At 66.4% G+C, this 23,215-nt stretch carries 18 protein-coding genes; 10 read left to right on the top strand and 8 right to left on the bottom strand.

From position 1 onward, the window contains the following. Window positions 1-20: 20 nt before the first annotated feature. Both BJ960_RS09095 and BJ960_RS09090 read right to left on the bottom strand, forming a co-directional pair. Window positions 21-893, bottom strand: a complete 873-nt coding sequence (locus BJ960_RS09095) for a MerR family transcriptional regulator (protein WP_185987052.1) — start codon at window positions 891-893, stop codon at window positions 21-23. Window positions 894-897: 4 nt separating this feature from the next. Further along, complete coding sequence (locus BJ960_RS09090; protein ID WP_185987051.1) at window positions 898-2,235, bottom strand: MFS transporter; 1,338 nt, start codon at window positions 2,233-2,235, stop codon at window positions 898-900. 117 nt (window positions 2,236-2,352) lie between these two features. Here BJ960_RS09090 and BJ960_RS09085 point away from each other — a divergent pair, with 117 nt between their 5' ends. The 5 genes from BJ960_RS09085 to BJ960_RS09065 all read left to right on the top strand — a co-directional run bounded on the left by BJ960_RS09085 (window position 2,353) and on the right by BJ960_RS09065 (window position 10,584). Continuing rightward, on the top strand, window positions 2,353-3,030 hold the full coding sequence (locus BJ960_RS09085) for a hypothetical protein (protein WP_185987050.1): 678 nt from the start codon (window positions 2,353-2,355) through the stop codon (window positions 3,028-3,030). Window positions 3,031-3,035: 5 nt separating this feature from the next. Then, the gene (locus BJ960_RS09080) at window positions 3,036-3,680 is read left to right on the top strand and encodes a hypothetical protein (protein ID WP_185987049.1); all 645 of its coding nucleotides are present in this window, start codon (window positions 3,036-3,038) and stop codon (window positions 3,678-3,680) included. A 36-nt stretch (window positions 3,681-3,716) separates the two neighbouring features. Beyond that, on the top strand, window positions 3,717-7,475 hold the full coding sequence (locus BJ960_RS09075; RefSeq protein WP_185987048.1) for an AAA family ATPase: 3,759 nt from the start codon (window positions 3,717-3,719) through the stop codon (window positions 7,473-7,475). Window positions 7,476-7,665: 190 nt separating this feature from the next. Further along, window positions 7,666-8,934 (top strand): ABC transporter substrate-binding protein, encoded by a 1,269-nt coding sequence (locus BJ960_RS09070; RefSeq protein ID WP_121072327.1) that lies wholly within the window; start codon window positions 7,666-7,668, stop codon window positions 8,932-8,934. A 180-nt stretch (window positions 8,935-9,114) separates the two neighbouring features. Beyond that, window positions 9,115-10,584: an HNH endonuclease signature motif containing protein gene (locus tag BJ960_RS09065; RefSeq protein ID WP_185987047.1), complete on the top strand. Its 1,470-nt coding sequence runs from the start codon at window positions 9,115-9,117 to the stop codon at window positions 10,582-10,584. A gap of 40 nt (window positions 10,585-10,624) precedes the next feature. On the opposite strand, the gene BJ960_RS09060 is transcribed toward BJ960_RS09065, so the two are convergent. Then, on the bottom strand, window positions 10,625-12,184 hold the full coding sequence (locus BJ960_RS09060; RefSeq protein ID WP_185987046.1) for a class I adenylate-forming enzyme family protein: 1,560 nt from the start codon (window positions 12,182-12,184) through the stop codon (window positions 10,625-10,627). A 78-nt stretch (window positions 12,185-12,262) separates the two neighbouring features. Further along, entirely contained in the window at window positions 12,263-13,060 is a 798-nt protein-coding gene (locus BJ960_RS09055) for a crotonase/enoyl-CoA hydratase family protein (protein ID WP_185987045.1), read from the bottom strand. Between the two features lie 132 nt (window positions 13,061-13,192). Here BJ960_RS09055 and BJ960_RS17370 point away from each other — a divergent pair, with 132 nt between their 5' ends. Further along, window positions 13,193-13,975: a type IV toxin-antitoxin system AbiEi family antitoxin domain-containing protein gene (locus tag BJ960_RS17370; RefSeq protein ID WP_185987044.1), complete on the top strand. Its 783-nt coding sequence runs from the start codon at window positions 13,193-13,195 to the stop codon at window positions 13,973-13,975. Between the two features lie 99 nt (window positions 13,976-14,074). Here the strand turns inward: BJ960_RS17370 and BJ960_RS09045 are convergent, their stop codons facing one another. From BJ960_RS09045 to BJ960_RS09030, 4 genes are read right to left on the bottom strand one after another with little or no spacing between them, the layout of a single operon-like run. Further along, window positions 14,075-14,929, bottom strand: a complete 855-nt coding sequence (locus tag BJ960_RS09045) for an ABC transporter ATP-binding protein (RefSeq protein ID WP_185987043.1) — start codon at window positions 14,927-14,929, stop codon at window positions 14,075-14,077. Next, the gene (locus BJ960_RS09040; protein ID WP_121072321.1) at window positions 14,926-15,858 is read right to left on the bottom strand and encodes an ABC transporter ATP-binding protein; all 933 of its coding nucleotides are present in this window, start codon (window positions 15,856-15,858) and stop codon (window positions 14,926-14,928) included. The genes BJ960_RS09045 and BJ960_RS09040 overlap by 4 nt, the downstream gene beginning before the upstream one ends. Continuing rightward, window positions 15,851-16,837, bottom strand: coding sequence for a branched-chain amino acid ABC transporter permease (locus BJ960_RS09035; protein ID WP_119283959.1), 987 nt, complete (start codon window positions 16,835-16,837; stop codon window positions 15,851-15,853). Before BJ960_RS09035 ends, BJ960_RS09040 begins: the two co-directional genes overlap by 8 nt. Window positions 16,838-16,841: 4 nt before the next feature. Then, window positions 16,842-18,227: a branched-chain amino acid ABC transporter permease gene (locus BJ960_RS09030; protein ID WP_185987042.1), complete on the bottom strand. Its 1,386-nt coding sequence runs from the start codon at window positions 18,225-18,227 to the stop codon at window positions 16,842-16,844. Between the two features lie 210 nt (window positions 18,228-18,437). On the opposite strand from BJ960_RS09030, the gene ftsY reads away from it, so the two are divergent. The 4 genes from ftsY (at window position 18,438) to BJ960_RS09010 (ending at window position 23,062) form a co-directional block, all read left to right on the top strand. After that, window positions 18,438-19,316 carry a signal recognition particle-docking protein FtsY gene (gene ftsY, locus BJ960_RS09025; protein WP_121072317.1) on the top strand — a complete coding sequence of 293 codons (879 nt, stop codon included), beginning with the start codon at window positions 18,438-18,440 and terminating at the stop codon, window positions 19,314-19,316. A gap of 161 nt (window positions 19,317-19,477) precedes the next feature. Next, window positions 19,478-20,326: a 3-hydroxyacyl-CoA dehydrogenase gene (locus BJ960_RS09020; protein WP_185987041.1), complete on the top strand. Its 849-nt coding sequence runs from the start codon at window positions 19,478-19,480 to the stop codon at window positions 20,324-20,326. A gap of 54 nt (window positions 20,327-20,380) precedes the next feature. After that, the gene (ffh, locus tag BJ960_RS09015) at window positions 20,381-21,937 is read left to right on the top strand and encodes a signal recognition particle protein (RefSeq protein ID WP_185987040.1); all 1,557 of its coding nucleotides are present in this window, start codon (window positions 20,381-20,383) and stop codon (window positions 21,935-21,937) included. After that, entirely contained in the window at window positions 21,938-23,062 is a 1,125-nt protein-coding gene (locus tag BJ960_RS09010) for a hypothetical protein (protein WP_185987039.1), read from the top strand. The last annotated feature ends 153 nt before the right edge of the window (window positions 23,063-23,215 follow it).

Here is a 23,215-nt window from a genome sequence, read left to right as displayed (position 1 = left end):
GCGTCGCGTTCCTGCGCACCCTACGCGGGGTCGGTGAGCGCGGCCAGCACGCGCGTCATGACCTGCCGCTGCGCCGCGTTCAGCCCCTCGAACGCGAACTCGGTGACGAGGGACGTGTCCAACGTTGAATGTGCGTCGAGTTCGGCAAGCGCGGCATGGTCCGACGAATCGGCGATGAAGCTGCGCATTGCAGCCGCGACGTCGTCAGCGAGGCCCGCGATCTCGGCGGCGCTCGCGTCCGCGGGCAGCCGCATGACGTCGCGGTCGAGGCGCCGGAGCTGGTGGGGGATGCCGGCAACCACGTCGGCGATTGCGGTGACCTGGCGGTTCGGGGCGAGGTGGCCGAGCACGATCGCGATGTCCCGGCTTGCTCGTTGGGCGGTCGCGTCCCGGTCCTGGATCGCACCGGTCGCGGGCGCGCTGTCGGTCGGCCCGGATCCGCCCGCGAGGGCGGCGTACACCAGGGCCGCGGCCGGGGTGAGGTCGAGCGGCCCGCCCTCCCGCAGCAGCGCGTCGACGTCTGCGCGCACCCGCTGCAACTCGGCGATGCGCGCGTCGAGCTCGCCGCGCAGGGCCATGAGCTGGGCCGGGCCACCGGTGTCGTCAGCGGCTCTGGCGTCGGCAGGGGTTCCGGGGCCAGCAGGGGTTCCGGGGCCGGCAGCTGCGGCGCCCGCCGGCGTATGGTCGAGCAGCTCGCCGACCCGGTCGAGCGTAAACCCGAGGCCGGTGAGGCGCTTGATGCGCAGCACGAGGACGAGGTGCTGGCCGATGTACTGCTTGTACCCGTTTGCGCGGCGATCGGGCTCGGGAAGGAGGCCCAGGTCATGCCAGTGGCGGATCGCGCGGACGCTCACCCCCGCGAGCGCTGCGAGCTCCCGTGTGCTCCAGGACATGGGACTACACCTCCGGGGTCGGGGAGTGCGGAGCGCCCGGGGGCCGCCCCGCATCCGGCGTCGCGTCGAACGCTACCGGGAGCCTATCCTGCGCCGGCGCGTCGAGGCCTCGGAAAGCGGGGGACACCAGTGCGGCGAGCATCACGACGGTCACGAGCGCTCCGACAGCCAGGCCAGCCGCAGCGAGCCCGAATCCCGCGGCAAACGCGGCGATGGGCGTGACGAGCAGGGCGGGGGCCGCGAGCAGGACCGCGTTCTGCGCGCCAAGCACCCTGCCGCGCAGCCGGTCCGGGATCGCCTCAATCGTCACCACGCCGATGAGCGCGGAGAACGGGCCGTTCGTCAGGCCGATCCAGACCGTGGCGATGAGCACCACCCACGGGGCGGCGAGACTGCCGAGGGCCAGGAACCCGATCGCCGAGCCGCACACGGCGACCACGAACCAGGTGCGTCGCGAGACGCGGCCGATCGTCGCGCTGTAGAGCCCCGCGCCGACGATGCTCCCGAGCGCGATACCGAAGATGACGAGGCCCGTGAGGCCCGGGAGATCCACATCGGTGAAATAGGCGGGAAGGATCACGACCTGGAGCGCGGTGAGCACGGCGACCGAGAGCGCCGACACGAGCGCGGCCCCGAGCACCAGGCGGTGACCGAAGAGGAACTTCCACCCGTCGAGCAGATCGCGGAGGATACGCGCCGTGCCGGTGCCGGTGTAGGCGTCGGTCCCGCCGCTGTCGATGTCGGTGTCGGTGGTGTTGATGGCGCCGATGTCACGTGGCAGCGTGAGCGAGACGATGGCCGCCGCGAGGCTGGTCGCGGCGGTAACCCACATCGCCGTCGCGCTCACCCCGAACAGCCAGACGATGAGCCCGCCGAGCCCGGGCCCTGCGATCAACAGCACCCCGCTCACCCCTTCGCGAATCCCGACGAGCCGATCGAGCGCGTGCGGCGCCGAGCGCTGCCGAGCGACGAGCCGCGGCAGCAGGCTCTCGCGCGCGGTGAGCCCCGGAACATCCCCGAACGCCCCAATCACGCCGAGGACGATAAACCAGGTGAGGTGCAGCCCCCAAAGTGCGTCGACGATGGGAAGCGCCGCGACCGAGGCAGCGGAGAGCACATCGCTGACGACGGACACAGTGCGGCGGTTGAACCGATCCACCACTGCTCCCGCGAAGACGCCGACGACCGCGCCGACGCCCGTCGTGGCGGTGGCAACGATGCCGGCTGCGAGCACGTCGCCAGTCTTCGCGAGCACGAGTAGCGGAAACAGGACGGAGGCGATGCCGTTACCCAGCAGCGAGAGGCTATACGCGCCAAAATACGCGAGTGTGTGTCGAGTCATGGTCCCATCGAAGACCGTGCCGTCGCGGCACAGTCAAGCGCCCCGCTCGGCGAAAGCAGTAGAAGGCATGCTCGCCGCAGTATCGCCAAACTGCGCGATGCTGAGTAGAGTGACGCCATGAGCGATGGCGGATACCTCGGCGGCTTCCAGGGCGTTGGCCCACTCGTCCCGCGCCCGGAAGGGCTGAGCGGAGACCCGGGCCGCAGCGGCGAGAACGCGCTCGGCCGGGCAACCCCGGTCGGGGTGAACCGGCGGGATGTGACGCATCCGTGGCTCGCGACATCGACGTGGGGGCGGGCGCTGCGCGTCTTCTTCAGTGCGCTCGCCGTGTGGCTCCTCGCGCTGCTGGTGTCCGTCCTCGCCTTCGCTGATGGACGCCTTGAATACTTCGCGTCGAGCGTCCCCGGCGCGGTCGCGCTCCTCGTACTGCCGCCCGTGGGCTGCGCGCTGCTCGCGGTTGCGCTCCAGCCGTGGTTGGCCCGGCTCGCCGTGCCAACGCAGTCGCTGCTCGTTGGGATCGCCGCGTACGTCGCGGCCGTGCTCATCAGCGCGGTTGCCCAGCTCGCCTGGGCCGACGGCGGGATCGGCTGCCTCGCCGGAGAGCCGTGCATTACCGGCTTCTGGCAGACGGCGGCGTTTGCGGCCCTCATTCTCCTCCCGGCCATCGTGCTCGGAGCGATCGCATACGCGATCGCGCATGTTTCGGTTACGGCCCGGGGGCGGTGGGCATTCGTCGGGGTGTTGGCGCTCGCGCTGGTCGTTACGGTCGTCTTCGCGGTGACCGCGCTGACGTGACCGGTTTGGCTACTGGCGGGGGCGCGGAGCCGGCGCGCGGGCCGGCCGCTGAGCCTCGCGAGCACCCGTGGCTCTCCACGGGGCGCCTGTCACGTGCCGCCCGGGTCGCCGCGTACACGCTCTGCGTGTGGGCGATCTGGATCGGCGTGAGCCTGATCCTGCTCGGTCCTGGCCAGGGATTCTGGGTGATCTCGTCGCCGGGTTTCGCGCTCGCGGTGCTCGCCGTGCCGCCGGTATTCATCGCCGTGGTGGCGGCCGCGCTGCAACGCTGGCTCACCCAGTTCGTGCCCTTCACGCAGTCGCTGCTATTCGGTGGCGCGACCTATGTCGCCGCCGTGCTCGCCGCCGCGATCCTGTCGCTTGTCGCAGCAATCGGCGCGCAGCCTTGCTCGCCGGGAGACGCCTGCGCGCCAGGGGTCTGGTTCGATATCGGCGTCGCCGCATTCATGTTTCTCCCCGCGATCCTGATCGCCGGGATCGGCTACGGGCTCGCCCTCGCCTCGGTGACGGCCCGCGGCACTCAGGTCTTCGTCGGAGCGCTCGCTGCGACCCTCCTCGTCGCGGTAGCCGTCGCGGTGACAGCGATCGCGCCGCTGATCGGCGGGGGATATGGGGCCACAGGCCAGCCACCCGGTAGTGTTTGGGAATAGTCTGCGCGAGTTTCGAAGCGATCGGAAGGATACGGCGTGCACCTGAAGAGCCTGACCCTCCGCGGCTTCAAGTCGTTCGCGCAGCCGACAACCTTCCAGTTCGAGCCCGGGGTCACTGCGATTGTGGGGCCGAACGGCTCAGGCAAGTCCAACGTCGTTGACGCCCTCGCCTGGGTGATGGGAGAGCAGGGCGCGAAGACGCTCCGCGGCGGCAAGATGGAAGACGTTATCTTCGCCGGCACCTCGACCCGCGGACCTCTCGGCCGCGCCGAGGTGAGACTGACCATCGATAACAGCGATGGCGCGCTGCCGATCGAATACACGGAAGTGACGATCAGCCGGATTCTGTTCCGGAACGGGTCGAGCGAGTACGCAATCAACGGCGAGTCGTGCCGCCTGCTCGACGTGCAGGAGCTGCTCAGCGACTCGGGCCTCGGCCGCGAGATGCACGTCATCGTCGGTCAGGGCCAGCTCGACACTGTGCTGCGCGCGACCCCGGAGGACCGACGCGGGTTCATCGAGGAAGCCGCCGGCATCCTCAAGCACCGGCGGCGCAAAGAGCGCACCCTGCGCAAGCTCGACGCCATGGAGACGAACCTCACGCGGCTGAACGATCTTGCAGGCGAGATTCGGCGGCAGCTCAAGCCGCTCGGGAGGCAGGCCGAGGTTGCGCGGCAGGCCCAGACGATCGCCGCTGAGGTGAGAGACGCGAAGGCGCGCCTGCTCGCCGACGACGTGACCCGGCTGCGCGCCGAGCTCGCGAGCCTCGCGAAGGACGAATCAGAGCGCCACTCCGAACGGATCGTGCTGCAGGAGCAGGTCGAGCAGAAGCAACTGCGCATCGAGCGGCTCGAGCAGGAGCAGCAGGGTGACGAGCTCGACGCTGCGCGGCGCGTGACGTTCGGGCTCGAGAGCGCCCAGTCCAAGCTGCGCGGCCTATACGCGCAAGCGCAGCAGCGCCTGACTTTCCTCGCGACCCAGTCCGAGTCGCCCGAACAGGTTTCGCTCACGAGCCGCGCCGCCGTCGACGAGTCGCGCGAGGAAGCGCATGAGCTCGCCGCCCGAATTCCTGAACACGAAGACCGCTGGCGGGCGACCGAGCAGGCGACACGCAAGGCGCAGCAGACGCTCGACGCGATCGACGAGCAGATCCAGGCGCAGGCCGAGCTCGTCTCCCGTCACGACCTCGAGCTTTCGGCGCTCCGTGGGCGCCTCGAAGCCGCCGAACAGAAGCGCGAAACCATCGCCGCGGAGCTCGAGCGGCGAACGCAGGCGCTCACGCAAGCCGAGACTCGCGCGACCGACGCGCAGGCCGAACTCGAGGCATTCGAGGCCGAGGCCGACGGGGCGGAGCTTCCGGAAGGGGGCCTCGACGGCGCATATCGTGCGGCGCAGGAGCGCGAGAACGCGGCCGAGAAGCTCGTCGACGAGCAGCGCTCGGCCCTGCACGCGCTCGAGCAGGAGGCCGCGGGGCTCGAAGCCCGAGTCTCCGCGCTCGCGCGCTCGCTGGATCAGCGTGACGCGTCTGGGGCGCTGCTTGCCGAACAGCCCGAGGGCGTGCGCGGCCGCGTCGCGGACCACGTCAAGGTGCGGGACGGCTACGAGGCCGCGGTCGGCGCGGCGCTCGGCCTGTTCGCCGACGCGCTCCTCGTGGAGTCCGCGGACATCGCACAGCGCGCCGTCTCCGATGCGCGGCACCGCGACATCGGTCGCCTGCGCGCCGTCATCGCGAACGCAGCCGACTCCACCGGACCAGACCTTGACGTGCCTGGTCTGCTCCCGATCGCTACCGTGCTCGTCGAGGCGCCAGACGGTGTGCGCGGGCTGCTCAGCAGAAGCTATGTCGCCGACGACGCGGCGCAGGCCATCGCCGGCGCAACGATCCTGCGAGCGAAGCTGCCCGGCGGTGGCTTCACGATCGTGACGGCGGAGGGGGACGTGGTCACCGAACACACCCTCGCTGGCGGATCGGGGCTCGCCCCATCGAGGATCGAACTCACGGCCGACCTCGCCGAAGCCGAGGGCCGACTCGCCGACATCGCCGCAGAGATCGAGACCGCCGCTGCGGCACTCGCCGATCAGCGGGAGCAGGTCGCGCGGCTCAAAGCCGAGAGCAAGGCCGCATACGCCGAGCTCCGTGAGGCTGACGCTCGCCTCGCTGAACACGCGCGCCGGCGCCAGCAGCTCGTCGTGCGCGCCGAGGCGACACGCTCCGAAGCTGAACGCGCCGCGACGGCGCTCGCCGGGGTGACGGGTTCGGAAGACGAAGCCGCAGACCTCGTGATCCAGGCGACGCGTGCGCTTGAGGAGGCGGCTGCAAAGCCGCGCCCGATCCTCGACGCCAGCCAGCGCGACGCGCTGCTCGCTGATGTCGACCGTGCGCGGTCGGTCGAGATCGAGGCGCGACTCGCGTTCGAGACCGCGAAGGAGCGCGCGCGAGCCGCCGAGGAACGCAGCGTCGCCCTTGCCAACCAATTCGAGGCCGAGCGCCGGGCAGCGGAGGAGGCGGCGCGCAGGGCCGTGCTCCGCTCGCGTCAGGTCGCCCGCGCCGAGCACGTCGCCGAGGCGCTGCCGGGGATTCTCGACGCGTGTGATCGGTCACTCTCCGAGGCCCGCACGGCGCAGCAGGTAGCGGAGCAGGAACGTGCCAGGAACAGCCAGGAGCTCACGCTGCTGCGCTCCGAGGAGTCCGAGGCACGCGGCAAACTGCAGTCCATCACCGAGCTTGTCCACGGCGCCGAGCTGAAGAGCTACGAGCGCAAGCTGCAGCTGTCGTCGCTACTCGAACGCGCCGGGAACGAGCTCGGGCTTGTCGAAGATGTGCTTGTCGCCGAGTACGGGCCGGAAATCGGGATCCCGGTGGCGGGGGAGGACGACGTGGCAGCGCCTGCATCGCGGCGGCCCGAGACCCTGGCCGCCGCGTCGGAGGCCCGCGGCGAGCTGTCGCTCGAGGAACAGCTCGCGATTGAGCTCGGACTGACGGCGACTGGCGCGGCGGACGGCGGCGACGGCGACACTGAAGATGCTGACGGAAGCGGCGTGGACGCTGATGCTGACCGCGCGGACGCTGACGACGACGCGGGTGCAACGCCGCAACGCATCGCGGACTCGCAGCGCGCCCAGCAGACGGTCCCATTCGTGCGCGTTGAGCAGGAGCGCCGGCTTGCGAAGGCGGAGCGACGCCTCAGCGAGCTCGGCAGGATCAACCCGCTCGCGCTCGAGGAGTTCGCCGCGCTTGAGCAGCGGCACAAGTTCCTCGTCGACCAGCTTGCGGATCTGACGAAGACGCGTGCCGATCTGCGCCAGATCATCGAGGAACTCGACGAGCACATGCAGGGAATCTTCGCGGCCGCCTTCGAGGACACGCGCGCAGCGTTTGCCGAGGTGTTCCCGATCCTGTTCCCCGGCGGCTCCGGAGAGATCTCACTCACGAACCCCGACGAGCTCCTGACGACCGGCATCGACATCGCCGTGCGTCCCGCTGGGAAGAAGGTCGAGCGGCTGTCGCTCCTGTCTGGCGGAGAGCGCTCGCTCGCTGCGGTCGCGCTGCTCGTGGCGATCTTCCAGGCCAGGCCGAGCCCGTTCTACATCATGGATGAGGTCGAGGCCGCGCTTGACGACGCGAACCTCGGTCGCTTGCTGCAGGTGTTCGAGCGGCTGCGGGAGACCTCGCAGCTCATCGTTATTACCCACCAAAAGCGGACGATGGAGATCGCCGATGCTCTGTACGGAGTGTCGATGCGCCGCGATGGGATTTCCGCGGTCGTTGGGCAGCGGCTCGGCGCTGAAGTCTGAGCGCATCTGAGCAGCACTTGACGATGTGAGGTTCACATAGTGGGCTGGCTACGCCCGGCGTGATTGACGGAATCTAACAAAATTGTCTCAGCGCGGCTGGAGAACCACACAACGCGGTCACGCGGCGATACGCTACGAACGTACCGTTCCAATGGGGGGACGTACCAAACCGTATGGAAAGGCGTAGCCAATGAAGGTTTACTCCAAGAAGACTGCAGCCGCGATCGCTCTGGTTGCCGGCGCAGCACTCGCTCTCTCGGGCTGCACATCGAGTACCGACAAGCCTGCCGAAGAGAACACGTCTACACCCTCGGGGGACTCGGGCGCGCTGAAGATCGGCACCCTGCTTCCCCAGACCGGCACGCTCGCGCACCTGATCTTCGGGCCCCGCGCGGCGGTGAAGCTGGCGATGGAAGACATCAATGCTGCCGGTGGCGTGCTGGGCTCCGACGTCGAGCTCGTCGTCGAAGGCAACGAGCATGATGCGTCCGACCCGACGATCATCAATAAGAGCGTCGACGAGATCATCAAGGCCAACCCGTCGTTTGTGCTCGGCGCGATGGGCACCGGTAACTCCAACGCGGCAATGCCGAGGCTCACCGAGGCTGGCATCCTCATGGGGTCGCCCTCGAACACCGGCATCGCGATGTCGGGCATCAACCCCCTGTACTTCCGAACGATCGCATCGGACATCATTCAGGGACGCGCACTTGGCAACCTCGTGCTGCAGGACGGCCACTCGACCGTCGCGATGCTGGCGCAGAACAACGACTACGGCATCGGCCTCCGCGACAACTTCCAGGAGACGCTGGAAGAGGCAGGCGCGGAGCTCGTGTACGGCGCGAAGGGATCGGGCGAGGAGTTCCCGGAGGGGCAGACGACGTTCACCTCAGAGGTGACGGCAGCGCTGTCGAAGAAGCCTGACGCGATTGCCATCGTGAGCTACGAGGAGGCGAAGCAGATTATCCCTGAGCTCGCAGCCCAGGGCTTCGACCTGTCGAAGCTGTACCTTGTTGACGGCAACACGGTCCCGTACGAGGAGTTCGACGCAGGCCTGCTGAAGGGCGCTCAGGGCACCACGCCGGGCCGTGCCTCCGAGGGAGAGTTCCTCGACGCGCTCGTCGCCGCCGACGAGACTGCAACGCAGAGCACGAACTTCGCACCCGAGTCGTACGACGCGGTTGTGCTGGTCGCGCTCGCAGCACAGAAGGCTGGCAGCACGGATCCGGCAGCGATCCGTGACAACCTCCAGGCCGTTTCCGGTGCCGACGGTGGCGAAAAGTGCAGCACTTACAAGGACTGCCTCGCGCTGCTCGAGGATGACAAGGACATCCACTATGAGGGTCGCGCCGGTGGCGGACCGCTCACTGACAAGAACGAGCCCTCCTCGGCGCTGATCGGTATTTACCGGTACGACGAGGCGAACAAGCCGAACGCGGTCGGTGAGATCGAGGGTTAATTCACCTTCGTTCCGGCTCCGGTGGCCCCAACCCGTTTCGGGTTGGGGCCACCGGCCGTTTGTACGGGTACCAGACGTTGTTTCGCTCACAGCGGGACAGGAACAACGTCTGCGCGGCGATCCTCGCTGAGCTGTGGAGAACCCGCTCACGCCTCAGAACGATGCTGTGCCATTGGTCCCATGAACGACCCCGCACCAGACGCCGACGAGCCTGACCGTACCCCTGAGCCGTCTGCCAGCCGCGACGACGACGCATTTGTCACGCCCGGCTACGAACTGCAGCGGCGCGCGTCGCTCGCGAAAGACCGCCGCGACTTCCAAGCGCTCGACTCCGCGGTGGGTTCTGCCCGTCGGGCAGAGGGACTGCAGTTGCTCGCCCTTGGCCGCCTCATGGAACGCACGTGTGGGCCGCCTGCGGGCCCGCCGTCCCGCGACCTTGAGTTTGCCTTCCGCTCCCTGCGCCTTGAGGTCTCAGCCCGCTACAAACTCAGCGAGTATGCGGCCGCACGCCTGCTCAACATTGCACACCTGGCGGGAACGCTCTTCCGCTCCGCCGTCAATGTGCTCCTTGCTGGAGAGATCAACTCGACAAATCTGCGTGTCGTTGTTGAGGAAGGCGCGCCGTTCGGCCTCGAGCCGAGCGGTCCGCTCGCGATCAAACGGTCTCGGTACGAGACGGCGGTGCTCGACCACGCACGGATCGAACCATCCAACAGACTTCGCCCGATCGCGCGCCGACTGGCGCTCGAATTCTCTGAACTCAACGAAGACGCGCGCAACGAAGAGGCCGCCGCTCGGCGATCCGTGTGCGTTTCGGACCTCCCCGACGGCATGGCCGAACTCCGAGCGTATCTCCCTGCAGCGGTGGCGTACGGCATTCGGGATCGGATCCGGCAGATCGCGAAGTCCGTGGTGCTGTTGGAAGCGAAGAGTGGTCCAGCCGTCCCAGAGAAGGCGCAAGACCCCCGACCGCGCAAGCGGCCACAGGTTGAAGCCGACGTGATGGCCGACTTACTCTTGCGCGGCGTAACCGATGCTGGCGCCACCCCCGACCCTGCGGACGGTGACGAGCCAATCGGAGGCTCACCTGGCAGCGCTGCGGGCGAACTCCGCCCCGCACTCGGGATCGGAGTGAGCGCGCATATCCAGGTGATCATCCCAGCGCACACCCTCGGCGAACGCGGAGAAGCCAGACGCACGGATGGGATTCCCGAGCTCGTGGGATATGGCCCGATCGGGAGCACCGCTGCCCGAGAACTCGCCGGGGGAGAGCGCGTTTGGGACGCGGTGTCCGTCGATCCTGATGGTGCAGTGCTCAGCGTCGACCGCTACCGCCCGAGCGCAGAGATACGCCGCCTGCTCGCCGCCCGCGACCTACACTGTCGCGCCCCTGGATGCAGGATTCGCGCGAGTAAGTGCGACCTCGACCACACGAAGGCGGCGGTCATTGGCGGCGAGACTCGCACGGACAACCTCGCGCACCTCTGTCGGGGGCACCACACGCTGAAACATAACTCACCTTGGAAAGTGGAGCAGCAGCCGGGCGGCGTATTGAAATGGGTCAGCCCGACGGGGACCGAGCACATCGAGCGCCCGCCGAGCCGAGTTCGATTCAGAACAGCCCGCGACGAGGAGCCAGACGCGTTCTGAGGGTTTCCAGCGGATGGCCTGTAGACGCTCGCGGTATCCGCTAGCGGACGGCACCCAACTCTTCCCGCAAGACGCGTCTGTTCAATTTGCCGACTGCGGTTTTGGGTATCGTCGAAACAAATACGATCCGCTTGGGTTTCTTATAGCTCGCGAGGGTGGTGCCAACAAATTCTTGCAACTCTGCTTCTGTGGTGTCGCCGTCCCCTCGGAGAACCACTGCGGCAACGACGGCCTCGACCCACCGGTCATCGGGAATTCCCACCACGCAACACTCTCGCACCTGCGGGTGCGCCGATAGTGCGTTCTCCACCTCAAGTGGATACACGTTGTACCCGCCCGTGACGATCATGTCCGAGGTCCGGTCTTTCAACGTCAAGAAACCTCGCTCGTCAAGGACACCGATGTCGCGAGTTCGTACCCAGCCGTCGGCCGCAAACGTCGAAGCGGTGAGCGTGGGCGCATCGTGATAGCCATCGACCGCGGATGCAGTGCGCACAGCGATCTCCCCGACCACACCATTCGGAGCAGTGTCACCATCAGCCGTGAGAATCCGCAGTTCCACGTCGGGACAAGGCACTCCGGCCACACCTGATAGCGCGAGACGCTGGTCCTCCGGTCGCAATACGGCGATGCAGAGCGGGGCCTCAGTTTGACCGTAGTACTGCCAGAATCGATGGCTGCCCCATGCATCCATGGCGCGTTCAAGAAGCTTCGGGGGCATTGGAGAAGCGCCATAGATGACGTTGCGCAGCGAGCTCACGTCGGTTGACTGAAAATTAGGATGGTCAAGTAACGCGGCGAGCATAGTGGGAACAAGATTTATCGCCGTGATGCGCTCCGCCATCAGCGCGTTGAGGAAAGCCTCCGGATCAAAGCCTGAATGGATCACGGTTCGCGCACCCCGCAACCAGAATGGAAGCACAAAAACACCACTCGCGTGAATGAGCGATGCCGCGTGCAGCATGGCGTCCTCGGGGTTCGGGTCGAGGAGGTTGAGCATGACGTTGCGAGCAACAGATGCGTAGCTGGCCTGCGTATGGCGCGCTGCCTTCAACGTTCCGGTAGTGCCCGAGGTAAACAGAGTGAGGATGACTTCATCTGGATCCACAGAACGCTCAAAGGGAGCGACCGACTCTTTGGCGGCGGCTTCTCCGAGTGGAACAGCTTTCGGCATCGAGCTTCCTAGGCTCATCAATTTCAGGTCGGGGAGGTGTTCGGTAAGTTGCAGCGCGTGTTCCTCTAGCCCGGGGCCGACGACAATGTGACGTACTTGCACCTCGTCGAGCATCTGTGCGTGTTCTGTGACCGAAAGCCGAGAGTTGAGCGGTACACGGTTGATGCCAGCCCGAGCGCAGGCAAAGTCCATTGGGACGCTAGCAAGTCCGTTGTCGAGGAGGAGCCCAACGGGCGTTCCCGCGGCGATTCCTGGTGTCGTGAGCATGGCGCGTGCCAACTGCCAACTTGCGGCGTCCACTTGTTTGACTGTGAGTGATTCTGTGCCGAACGTAACCGCTACTCTGTCTGCATGGTGCAGAGCGCCGCGTGCGATGAGTTCGACGGTCAGTGGCTGGCGCGCCATTGCGCCTCCGAGTGCTGGCATTTTGAGGTCCTATCTGTATGAAAAGGGACAGCTCCGCTAAAGGCGCATTCTTGGGCCCGGCGGATTCTGCGGTTTTGGCTAGGTTTGGTTGACGGTGTCTGCAAAAGGGAATACTCCGTGGCGGCCTTCTCCCGACAGGAAGCGTCGAGCCCCTTCAACGCCCTCACCGGACGCAATTCCTGCGCCCAGGCGGCCTTCGTTCCGGAGTGCTGTCGAAAGAGGTTGATCCAGCCCGTCGTACGTGGATGCTCGATCGGTAAGCATGCATTCTTGTGGAAACGCCGCGAGAGTATGCGCGAGCTCAAGTGCCGCGCGGAGGCTCTCACCTCGTTTGGTGACACGGTTTGCAAGTCCGATGTTGTGTGCTTCTTCGGCGCCGACTGGGCGGCCGGTAAGAATAAGGTCTAGCGCCCTGCCAAGACCGATGATGCGCGGCAGGCGAACCGTGCCGCCATCGATCAAAGGTACGCCGAATCTCCGGCAAAACACCCCGAGTATCGCATCTTCGGCCATGATGCGAAGGTCGGCCAGTAGTGCGAGCTCAAGCCCACCCGCTACCGCGTGTCCTTCGATCGCGGCAATGGCTGGTTTGTGTATAGGCAGGCGAGTATGCCCCATGGGGCCGGGGCCGTCGCCCGCGGAAGTAACCTCGTTTCGGAGAGTTGGGTTCTCTATTGCGGCGAGGTCGGCTCCCGCGCAGAACGTGCCGTCGGTGCCGGTGAGGATCAGGACCCGAGCGGAGTCGTCAGCCTCAAATTCGTTAACAGCCGTCGTGATCTCCGAAGCCATCGGCCGGTGCACTGCGTTCCGCACGTCGGGGCGGTTGAACGTGAGAATTCGGACGGGTCCTTCGTTCGTTATGCGAATGAAATCCATGCGGGCTCCTTGCGGTGGCAAATCGATTGCAGTCATGCCAGGAACAGCGCGGCTGCGTTAGAGGGTGGTCCTTGCACGGTACTCATCGTTCAAATGTTGCGCAATTGTCGCCACTTCATGTAACAAATAGGGATGACAGTCTCCACGCCATCACTGCTACTCGACCTGATCGGAACACATGGAGGGGAAGTGACCGTGTCAGGACTGTGCCGGGCTGGGGAAGTGTTCGGTGTTGGTCAAACGACAGTCCGGGTGACGCTCACTCGGCTGGTCGAGGAAGGAAAGATTCGCCGAGTGCGGCGTGGCGTGTACGCACCGCCGGAGGATCCATCAGAGCTGTCCAAACGAGTTGCTGCATGGAGGCGGCATGGCCAAGAGCTAGTTGCGTGGCGGCGCGACTGGGTCGTCGTGCACGACGGGGACGTGTTGCGGTCTGACAAGGCAGTTTGGCGCACACACCAGAGGGCACTTCAGTTGTCTGGGTTTCGGTCTCTGGGAAAAGGGCTTCAGATACGCCCAAACAATCGTCCAAATGGTCTAGACGGGGCTACCAGGCAGCTCATTGGACTGGGGCTTGCGCCCGCTGCCTCGGTTTTCCTAGCTGCGCCGTTCGCTGAGTTATTGCACGCCAGGGCATCACAACTCTGGGATCCAGTAGGTATCGCCGACGAGTTGGACGCTCGTCGCGTCGATCTTTCCCGGAGTGCTGCGGCAGTTGGGATGCTGACGCGAGACGATGCGGTTCGGGAGACGTTATTGTTGGGCAGAGACACGATCTCGTTGATCCTGCAAGACCCAGTGCTGCCCGAGCAGTTGATGCCCGGCAGGGCGCGGGTAGAGCTCATCAGGGCGATGAGTGAATATCAGTTCATGGCCGTGCCGCTCTGGCGGTCATGGTTGGCGGAGGACTCCTAAAGGAACGCGAGGAAGCCGCCCCTGGCCGGCGCAACGGACACGTGTCTTGTCGTCGCGCCGGCCTACTTGGGCGTACAGGTACGCTGTTCGGGGCGTCGGCTATCGATCCCCGTCCACACCGTTGACCGGAATCGCACCCGTCTCCGCGCGCTTCGCGTCGACGTCGGTGGCGAGTGTGCCGAGATACAACTCGATCACCTTTGGATCATTCGCGAGTTCGCGACCCGTGCCCTGGTGCGCGTTTGTTCCCTGATCCAGCACGTACGCGCGATCGCAAATCTGCAGGCAACGGCGCGCATTCTGCTCGACCATCACGATCGTCACGCCGGTCTGATTGATCTGCCGCGTCCGAATGAAGGTCTCATCCTGTCGGACGGGGGAGAGCCCAGCGCTCGGCTCATCCAGCAGCAGCACGCTGGGCTCGGTCATGAGGGCCCGCGCCATCGCGACGGACTGGCGTTCGCCGCCAGATAGTGAGCCGGCGAGCTGCTTGCGCCGGTCGGCGAGCATCGGAAACAGGTCCCAGATCTCGGCCACGCGACTCGCGAACCGCTTCGGGTTCAGGAAGAGGCCCATCTGCAGGTTTTCCTCGATCGACAGCGTCTGGAACACGTTGTTGGTCTGCGGGACGAAGCCGACCCCCTTGCGCACGAGTTCCGTTGTCTTGGACTTGGTGACGTCCTCACCGTTCAGTGCCACGGACCCGTCACGGATGTCAACGAGCCCGAACAGCGACTTCAACAGCGTTGACTTGCCCGATCCGTTGGGCCCAATGATCCCGACGAGTTCGCCCTTGTGGGCGGAGATATTGCAGCCGTTGAGGATGTTGATGCCCGGGAGGTAGCCCGCGACGAGATTGGTCGCCTCGAGGACGAGCTCCTCCGACGGAACGCTCACGCCGCCAGTGTGTGCGCTTGCAGTGGGCGGCTCGGGTGTAGCGAGTGTGTCAGTCATCGCGCTTCCTCCTTGATCTCGTCCTCGATGGCGCGCATCATTTGCGTGTTGATGACGTCGCCGAGATCCTGGTCGTGGTGCGCGCCAAGGTACGCGTCGATCACGGCTGGGCTTGTCATGACGTCTTCCGGCAGTCCCTCAGCAATGATCCTGCCCTGGGCCATCACCACAACCCAGTCGGAAATGTGCCGGACCATGTGCATGTCGTGCTCGACGAACAGGACGGTGGTGCCGTCGTCGCGGAGCTGCTCAATGTGCTCGAGCAGGCTCTGCGTCAGCGCGGGATTCACGCCAGCCATCGGCTCATCGAGCATGATCATCGAGGGATTCGACATCAGCGCGCGCGCCATCTCCAGGAGCTTCTTCTGGCCGCCCGAGAGCCCGCCTGCCATATCGTTGCGCTTTGCGTCGAGCTTGAACCGCTTGAGGAGCTCCTCTGCGCGCTCAACGTTCTCGCGTTCGCGCTTCGCCCAGAGCGGCTTCACGAGCCCGACGAACAGATTCTCGCCGGGCTGGTTCGCCGCCCCGATGAGCATGTTTTCGAGCACAGTCATCCTGGTGAGCGCCTTGGTGAGCTGGAACGTCCGGATCATCCCGGATCGCGCCACCTTCGTCGCGCTCGTCGTGGTGAACGACTTGCCGTTGAACGACCAGCTGGCCTTGTCGCGGCCAGTCGCCGGTGTCGGCTTGTCGAACCCGGTGAGGAGGTTGAAGAAGGTGGTCTTGCCCGCTCCGTTGGGCCCGATGAGCGCGGTGATCGCGCCACGCTGCACCTCGACGTGGTCGACGTCGACGGCCGTCATTCCGCCGAACCGGCGGACGACGTTGTCGGCGACGAGGATCGGGTCCGGCTTCGGCGCCCCGGGCCGCTGCTCGATCTGGGCCAGGCTCGCGCGGAGTTCCGCGCGGTCGTATGGGTAACTAGTCATTGAAGGCCAACTCCTTCTTGTTTCCGAGTATGCCTTGCGGTCTGAATATCACGAGCAGCATGAGCATGAACCCGATGAGGATCCATGCCAGGATCTCGGCCTGCTGCGCGTTGAGCACGCTCGCCGGCACGAATTCCGAGGCGACGCTCGTGATGACGAGGCGCACGACGAAGAAGAGGATCGCGCCGAGGAGCGGACCGAGGATCGTCGCGGCGCCGCCGAGCAGCAGGATCATCCACAGGTTGAACGTGGTCGCGCGCGACATTCCGTCGGGGTTGATTGTTGCGGGCAGCGACATCACGATGCCGCCGAAGCCGCCCATCACGCCGCCGATCATCAGCGCCTGCAGCTTGTATGAGAACGGGCTCTTGCCGAGGCTGCGCACCGCGTCCTCATCCTCACGGATGCCCTTCAAGACACGACCCCACGGGCTGCGGATGAGCAGCCACGTAATGAGCAGGAAGAGAGCGACGAGCGCCCATGCGACGATGCGTGACCACCAGTCGTCGACGCCAGTGTTGAAGTAGTTCAGGCCGAGGAACGAGGTGCGCCCCTCGGGCAGTGGGGAGAGGGCGTTGAACTGCTCGCGGAAGCGCGTGCTCTGGATGCCGCTCGGGCCGCCCGTAATGTGGCTGATGTTCGCGAGCCGCGCGGTCATGCGGAGGATCTCCGCCGCGCCAATCGTCACGATCGCGAGGTAGTCCCCGCGGAGTTTCACGGTCGGGATGCCGAGCAGTAACGCGAACAGCGCCGAAGCCGCCATCGAGATCAGGATCGCTGGGAACAGTCCCACCCCGTTCATGACCGAGATCACGAAGCCGTATCCGCCGACGAGCATGAAGCCCGCCTGCCCGATGTTCATGAGCCCGGTGAATCCGAAGTGGATGTTCAACCCGATCGCGGCGATAACGAACGCCGCGGTGACGGGGGAGAGCGCAGTCTGCAGCATTGCCTGCAGGAGTCCGGTCCAAAATTCCATGAGGTTATCCGATCCGTTCCTTGCGCCCGAAGAGGCCCTGCGGCCTCACCAGCAGCACCACGATGAGGATGAGCAGCGCGGCGGCGTGCTTGAGGTCGCCGGGCAGCCAGATGTTGGCCATCTCGATGACGAGGCCGATGATGAGTGCGCCGACGATGGCACCGAAGGTCGTGCCGATGCCGCCGAGGATGACCGCGGCAAACAGGAGCAGCAGGTAGTGCCATCCGGTGTTCCACGCGATGCCGTTGAGCACGAGGCCGAGTAGCACGCCCGAGAGGCCTGCGAGGGCGACTCCGACGGTCCAGACGGAGCGGATCACGCGATCCACATCGATGCCAGAGGCCTCAGCGAGCGGCCGATTGTCGGCCACGGCGCGGGTTGCGCGACCGAAGCGCGTGTACTTCATGACGAGCGCGACGGCGATGATCGCGACGAGCGCGATTCCCATGGCGACGTAGGACTGCACGGTGAGCGTGATGCCGGCCAGTGTCACGGTTTTCGGCGTTGAGGGGTCGATCCGCAGGATGTTCGCGCCGAAGAAGAACTGGAAGATGTTCTGCAGCACGATCGAGAAGCCGATCGAGACGATCATCATCTGGGTCAGACTGAGTCTGCGTTTTCGCAACGGTTTCCAGAGCACCGCGTCCTGCACCCAGCCGAACGCGGCCATCACGACCACGACGAGGGCGCCCGAGAGCCAGATGTTGCCGGTGAGCTGCATCGCGAGGAAGGCAAGGATGCCGCCCATCGAGAGCATCTCCGCGTGCGCGAAGTTCGAGAGCCCGGTCGTGCCGAACACGAGCGAGAGCCCGACCGCGCCGAGCGCGAGCAGCAGGCCCATTCGGAGCCCGGACGCGGCCTGTTGCCAGAAGCGCGGCCACGAGAACGCGTTCGTCGCGCTCGGCTTCGTCGTGGTGGTCGCCTCGTCGTCGCCGGGCGTCGCCTCACCCGATCCTGACCCGGCAGTCTCGCCGGAGCCGGGCGCGGTCGGCGTCGCCGCCGCGTCTGGATCGTCGGTGAGGGGGAAGAGTGCGCTCGCCGATTCGAAGAGCGCGACCTCGACGGAGCGGGTGTCTGTCGCCCGCGGGAATTGGCCCTCGGGGAGCGTCGCCGTGTCGAGCGCGACCTCGTAGGTGCCCTCCTGTGTGATGGGGAACGACCAGCGGCCGTTCTCGTCGGTTGTGGTGTCTTCGCTCGCTCCCTTGCCGGTGAGCGTGAGCCCGACGCCGCTCGCCGGATCGCCGGCGCTCGTCTTCACGATTCCCTGCACGCAGCCGGTCGTCGCGTCGGGGACACACGTCGCCGCGTGCGCGGGTAGCGCCTGCAGCGACAGTCCGACAAAGCCCAGGATGAGGGCGAGGAGAGCGATAGCTGGGGCACGCCAAAGCATGCCTCTGCGAATTATTCCGTGGTTCACTTGACCTCCATTGGTCCGCGCGTTGCCACCTGCGCGTTCATTCAAGCGTCGTTGCTGTCACCCTGAATATACAAGGGTGGGGGAGCTCGGGCGCGAGTTTCGCGGCGTTGCGGAGCCATCGTTGCCGATACGCAACATCGCGCGACCGCGAACCGAGCGAGATCTTGTCGCTAGTCTTGAGGCATGGCAGAAAAGGCATGGTCGTTCTCGCGCGCGTTTCGGAATGTGTTCGGCGGCGGGTCGGAGACGATCACCGACGACACCTGGGATGACATCGAGACCGCGCTCATCACGGCGGACTTCGGGCCGGAGATCGCGGACTCGATCCTCGAGGAGGTGCGCGAGTCCGTCGAGCGGCACCGCGTGAGCGAGGTCAAGGAGCTCAAGCGGATCCTGCGCGAGGTGCTCGAGGAGCGCCTCGCCGCGTTCGATCCGACCCTGAAGCTCACCGACCGCCCGGCGGTGATCCTCGTCGTCGGTGTGAACGGGGTCGGCAAGACCACGACCATCGGCAAGCTCTCGAACTACCTCACGCGATTCGACAAGAAGATCATCGTCGGCGCGGCGGATACGTTCCGCGCGGCGGCCGTCGAGCAGCTCGCGACCTGGGCGGAGCGCGCCGGCGTCGCGATCGTGAAGCCGCAACAGCAGGGTCAGGATCCCGCGTCCGTCGCGTTCCAGACCGTGCAGCGGGCGATCGATGAGGATCTCGACATCGCGATCATCGACACCGCGGGCAGGCTGCAGACGAAGGGCGGGCTCATGGACGAGCTCGGCAAGATCCGGCGCGTGATCGAGAAGCTCGCGCCCGTGTCCGAGGTGCTGCTCGTGCTCGACGCGACGACGGGCCAGAACGGGCTCGCGCAGGCGCAGGCGTTCATCGAGCACGCCGGAGTCACCGGGCTCGTGCTGACGAAGCTCGACGGCTCCGCGAAGGGTGGCTTTGTGCTCGCCGTGCAGGAGCACACGAAGCTGCCGATCAAGCTCGTCGGCCAGGGCGAGGGCATCGGCGATTTGACTGGCTTCACGCCGCACGTGTTCGCGGCGCAGCTCGTTCCCTAGGGCGCCCGAGGGCCTCACTGTGCTCGGAGCGAAACCCCGCCTGCCGGGGAGGGAGCTTTGTTACGCTTATGAGTAAGGCCTGACGGCCGGCCAGTTCACGCGGCCGCCGGACCGGAATGCGCCCCGGATGAGCGGGGTGCCTCTCGAGAAAGGCTACTGCTATGCAACATCTCACCGTCCTCGGTACGGGCGTCCTCGGTTCGCAGATCATTTTCCAGTCTGCGTACATGGGCAAGGACGTCGTCGCGTACGACATCAACGATGAGATTCTGGCGAAGCTCCCGGAGCGGTGGGAGTACCTGAAGGACGCCTACCGCCGCGACCTCGCCGACGCGACCGACGAGAAACTCGACGCTGCGGTCGCCCGCATTCGCGCGACGGCCGACCTCGCCGACGCGATGAAGGACGCGGACATCGTGATCGAGGCCGTGCCCGAGCGCCTCGACATCAAGCAGCAGACGTGGGAGGCCGTCGCCGCCGTGGCGCCAGCGGACACGATCTTTGCGACGAACTCGTCGACGCTCCTTCCGAGCGACATCGCGCCGTTCACCGGCCGTCCCGAGAAGTTCCTCGCCCTGCACTTCGCGAACGAGGTGTGGAAGTTCAACGTCGGTGAGGTGATGGGCCACGAGGGCACCGATCCCGAGGTGTTCGAGGCTGTCGCGGCGTTCGCTGCCGAGATCGGCATGGTCCCCGTGCGGATCCACAAGGAGCAGCCGGGCTACGTGCTGAACTCGCTGCTCGTGCCGTTCCTCGACGCCGCAGCGCAGCTCTTCGTGAAGGGCATCGCGAGCCCCGAGGACATCGACAACACGTGGCGGATCGCGACCGGGGCACCCTCCGGGCCGTTCCAGATCTTCGACGTCGTCGGCATGATGACCCCGTACTACCTCAACGCCAGCAGCGACGACCCGATCAAGCGCGAATTCGCCGAGATCATCAAGCGCGACTACATCGACAAGGGCTACCTGGGTAAGGGCTCGGGGCGCGGCTTCTACGAATACAAGTAATCCTGCGAGGGGGAGGGCGCTGTGAGAGTCGCGGCGCGGTAGACTGTTCGCACTATGGCTACTTTCGGCACCCTCTCCTCGCGGCTTACCGACACCTTCAAGAACCTCCGGTCGAAGGGCAAGCTCTCAGCGGCTGACGTTGACGGCACGGTCCGCGAGATCCGTCGCGCCCTGCTCGAGGCCGACGTCTCGCTCGACGTGGTGAAGGACTTCACCGGGAAGGTGCGCGAGCGCGCCCTCGGCGACGAGGTGAACCGCGCACTCAACCCGGCCCAGCAGGTCGTCCAGATCGTCAACGAGGAGCTCGTCGAGGTGCTCGGCGGCGACCAGCGTCGACTGCAGTTCGCGAAGAACCCGCCGACGGTGATCATGCTCGCTGGCCTCCAGGGCGCCGGCAAGACCACGCTCGCCGGCAAGCTCGCGAAGTGGCTGAAGAACCAGGGGCACACGCCGCTGCTCGTCGCGTGTGACCTGCAGCGCCCGAACGCCGTCACGCAGCTCGGTGTTGTCGCCGAGCAGGCCGGCGTCGCGATCTTCGCACCGGAGCCGGGTAACGGCGTCGGCGATCCAGTGAAGGTCGCGAAGAACGGCGTCGCCGAGGCGAAACGCGCGCAGCACGACTTCGTCATCGTCGATACCGCCGGCCGTCTCGGCGTCGACGCCGAGCTCATGAAGCAGGCGCGCGACATCCGCAAGGCGATCGATCCCGACGAGGTCCTGTTCGTCATTGACTCGCTCATCGGCCAGGACGCGGTCGCGACCGCGCAGGCCTTCCAGGAGGGCGTCGACTTCACTGGCGTCGTGCTTACGAAGCTCGACGGCGACCAGCGCGGCGGCGCCGCGCTCTCGATCCGCGGCGTGACGGGTCGCCCGATCCTGTTCGCGTCGACCGGCGAGGGCCTCGACGACTTCGAGCCCTTCCATCCCGACCGGATGGCGAGCCGCATCCTCGACCTCGGCGACATCCTCACCCTCATCGAGCAGGCGCAGACCGCGTTCGATGAGGACGAGGCGAAGAAGGTCGCCGAGAAGATCGCGAAGGACGCGTTCACCCTCGACGACTTCCTCGGCCAGATGCAGCAGCTGCGCGGCGCGGGCTCCATCAAGAAGATGATGGGCATGCTCCCGGGCATGGGCAAGATGAAGGACCAGCTCGACAACTTCGACGAGCGCGAGATCGTGCGCACCGAGGCGATCATCCAGTCGATGACGATGGAGGAGCGCCAGAACCCGAAGATTTTGAACGGCTCGCGCAGGCTGCGTATCGCCAAGGGCTCTGGCATGACTGTCACGGACGTGAACTCGCTCGTGCAGCGCTTCGAGCAGGCCGCGAAGATGATGAAGACCGTCGCCCGCGGCGGCATGCCGCAGATCCCCGGTATGGGGCCGATCCCTGGCATGGGCGGGCACGGCGGCAAGAAGAAGCAGCAGCAGAAGGGCAAGGGCGCGAAGCGCTCGGGCAACCCCGCGAAGCGTGCGCTCACGCCGGCCGAGGCTCCCGCACCGCAGGGCGGCTCAGGCTTCGGTCTCGGGAAGGGCGGCGCCGCGAGCGCGCCGAGCCCCGAGGAGATGGAGAAGCTGCAGCAGATGCTCGGCGGTGGGCTCCGCTAGGTGACGGAGCGCCCTGGCGCGGTCGACCGCGGCGGGCGACTCGCGCAGCTCGAGTCGCTGTGGCCGGGACGCGTCTCCTGGGCGCGCGTGCGCGAGGAGGATCCGCGCGTCTTCCGGCAGGCTGCGCAGGGCGCGGGCCTCGTCGTGCTCGCGGTGCCCGTCACGCTGCTCTGGGCCGCGCTGAACCTTGAGTGGCCCGCGCCGATCGAACTGCCGAGCTGGATCGAGTGGGTACGCCCGCTGTCGACCGTCGTGTGCTTCTTCGTCGCGATCCTGCTCTGGCTGTTCGGCTGGATCATGATCTCCATGCCGCTCGACACGAAGCGCGGGATCGCGTTCTCGGACTTTGCGGCGCGTGTCGGGCTGACCTATTCGCGGTTCGGCTTCGCGTCACCGACGCTCGGCATCTTCTTCGCCGAGCGCTTACCGGGCCGCACGGACCCGGCCAGGGTGCGGCCGCCCGTCGGGGCGACGCCACCAAAACCGCTGTTCCGCACCGAGTTCGTGCTCTGGTCGGGGCGCAACGGGCTCGAACCGAAGCTGCAGCTCGGGAAGGCCTCGTTTCAGGGCGACAAGAGCGACCCCAAGGGCCCGCGCAATGGCTTCCGCTACCTGTCGCTGCGGTTGCCGCGCGCGCTGCCGCACCTGGTGATCGACGCGCGCGGCAACGGGAGTCTGCGCTCGCTCCTGCCTGGATCGCAGCGGGTCTCGCTCGAGGGCGACTTTGACAGGTACTTCACGGTGTACGTTCCCGAGGGCTATGAGCGCGACGCGCTCGAGCTGCTGACGCCTGACGTCATGGCCTGCCTCATCGACCACGGTCGACGCTGGGACATCGAGGTCATCGACGATACCCTGCAGCTCGCGTCGACCCGCCTTCGCGCGGCGTCCGACCGGCGGGAAACCACTGCGCTGCTGTACTTCGCCGAGCTGATCGGGGAGGAGCTCGGGCACCAGGCGAAGACGTACTCGGACCCGCGCGCCTCGAAACCGCGCATGCAGGTCGCGCCGCAGGGCCGCAGGCTCCGCCGGCGCTCGGGCGTGTGGAGCGGCGTGCTCATCGGAGTCGGCGTCGTGTTCATGTTCACGTACCCGTTCGTGCTCGGGTGGTGGCTCGACCGGTAGCCGGTCACGCCGGGCGTGCTCGTCCGCCGCGCCTGGCGCGCTCCGTCGTGTCGAGCCCGGGCCAAGCGCCGCGCCGCGCCGAGCGCGAGGTTCCGCCGCTCGGGTCGGTACGGCTGGCGTTGTGCTGCGTATATATACGTGCAACATGCGCAC

Origin of the sequence: Leucobacter aridicollis (assembly GCF_013409595.1) — a bacterium.
Lineage (GTDB): Bacteria > Actinomycetota > Actinomycetes > Actinomycetales > Microbacteriaceae > Leucobacter > Leucobacter aridicollis.
Note: the sequence above shows the minus strand (reverse complement) of the source record. Positions and strands in the feature narration are given on the sequence as shown.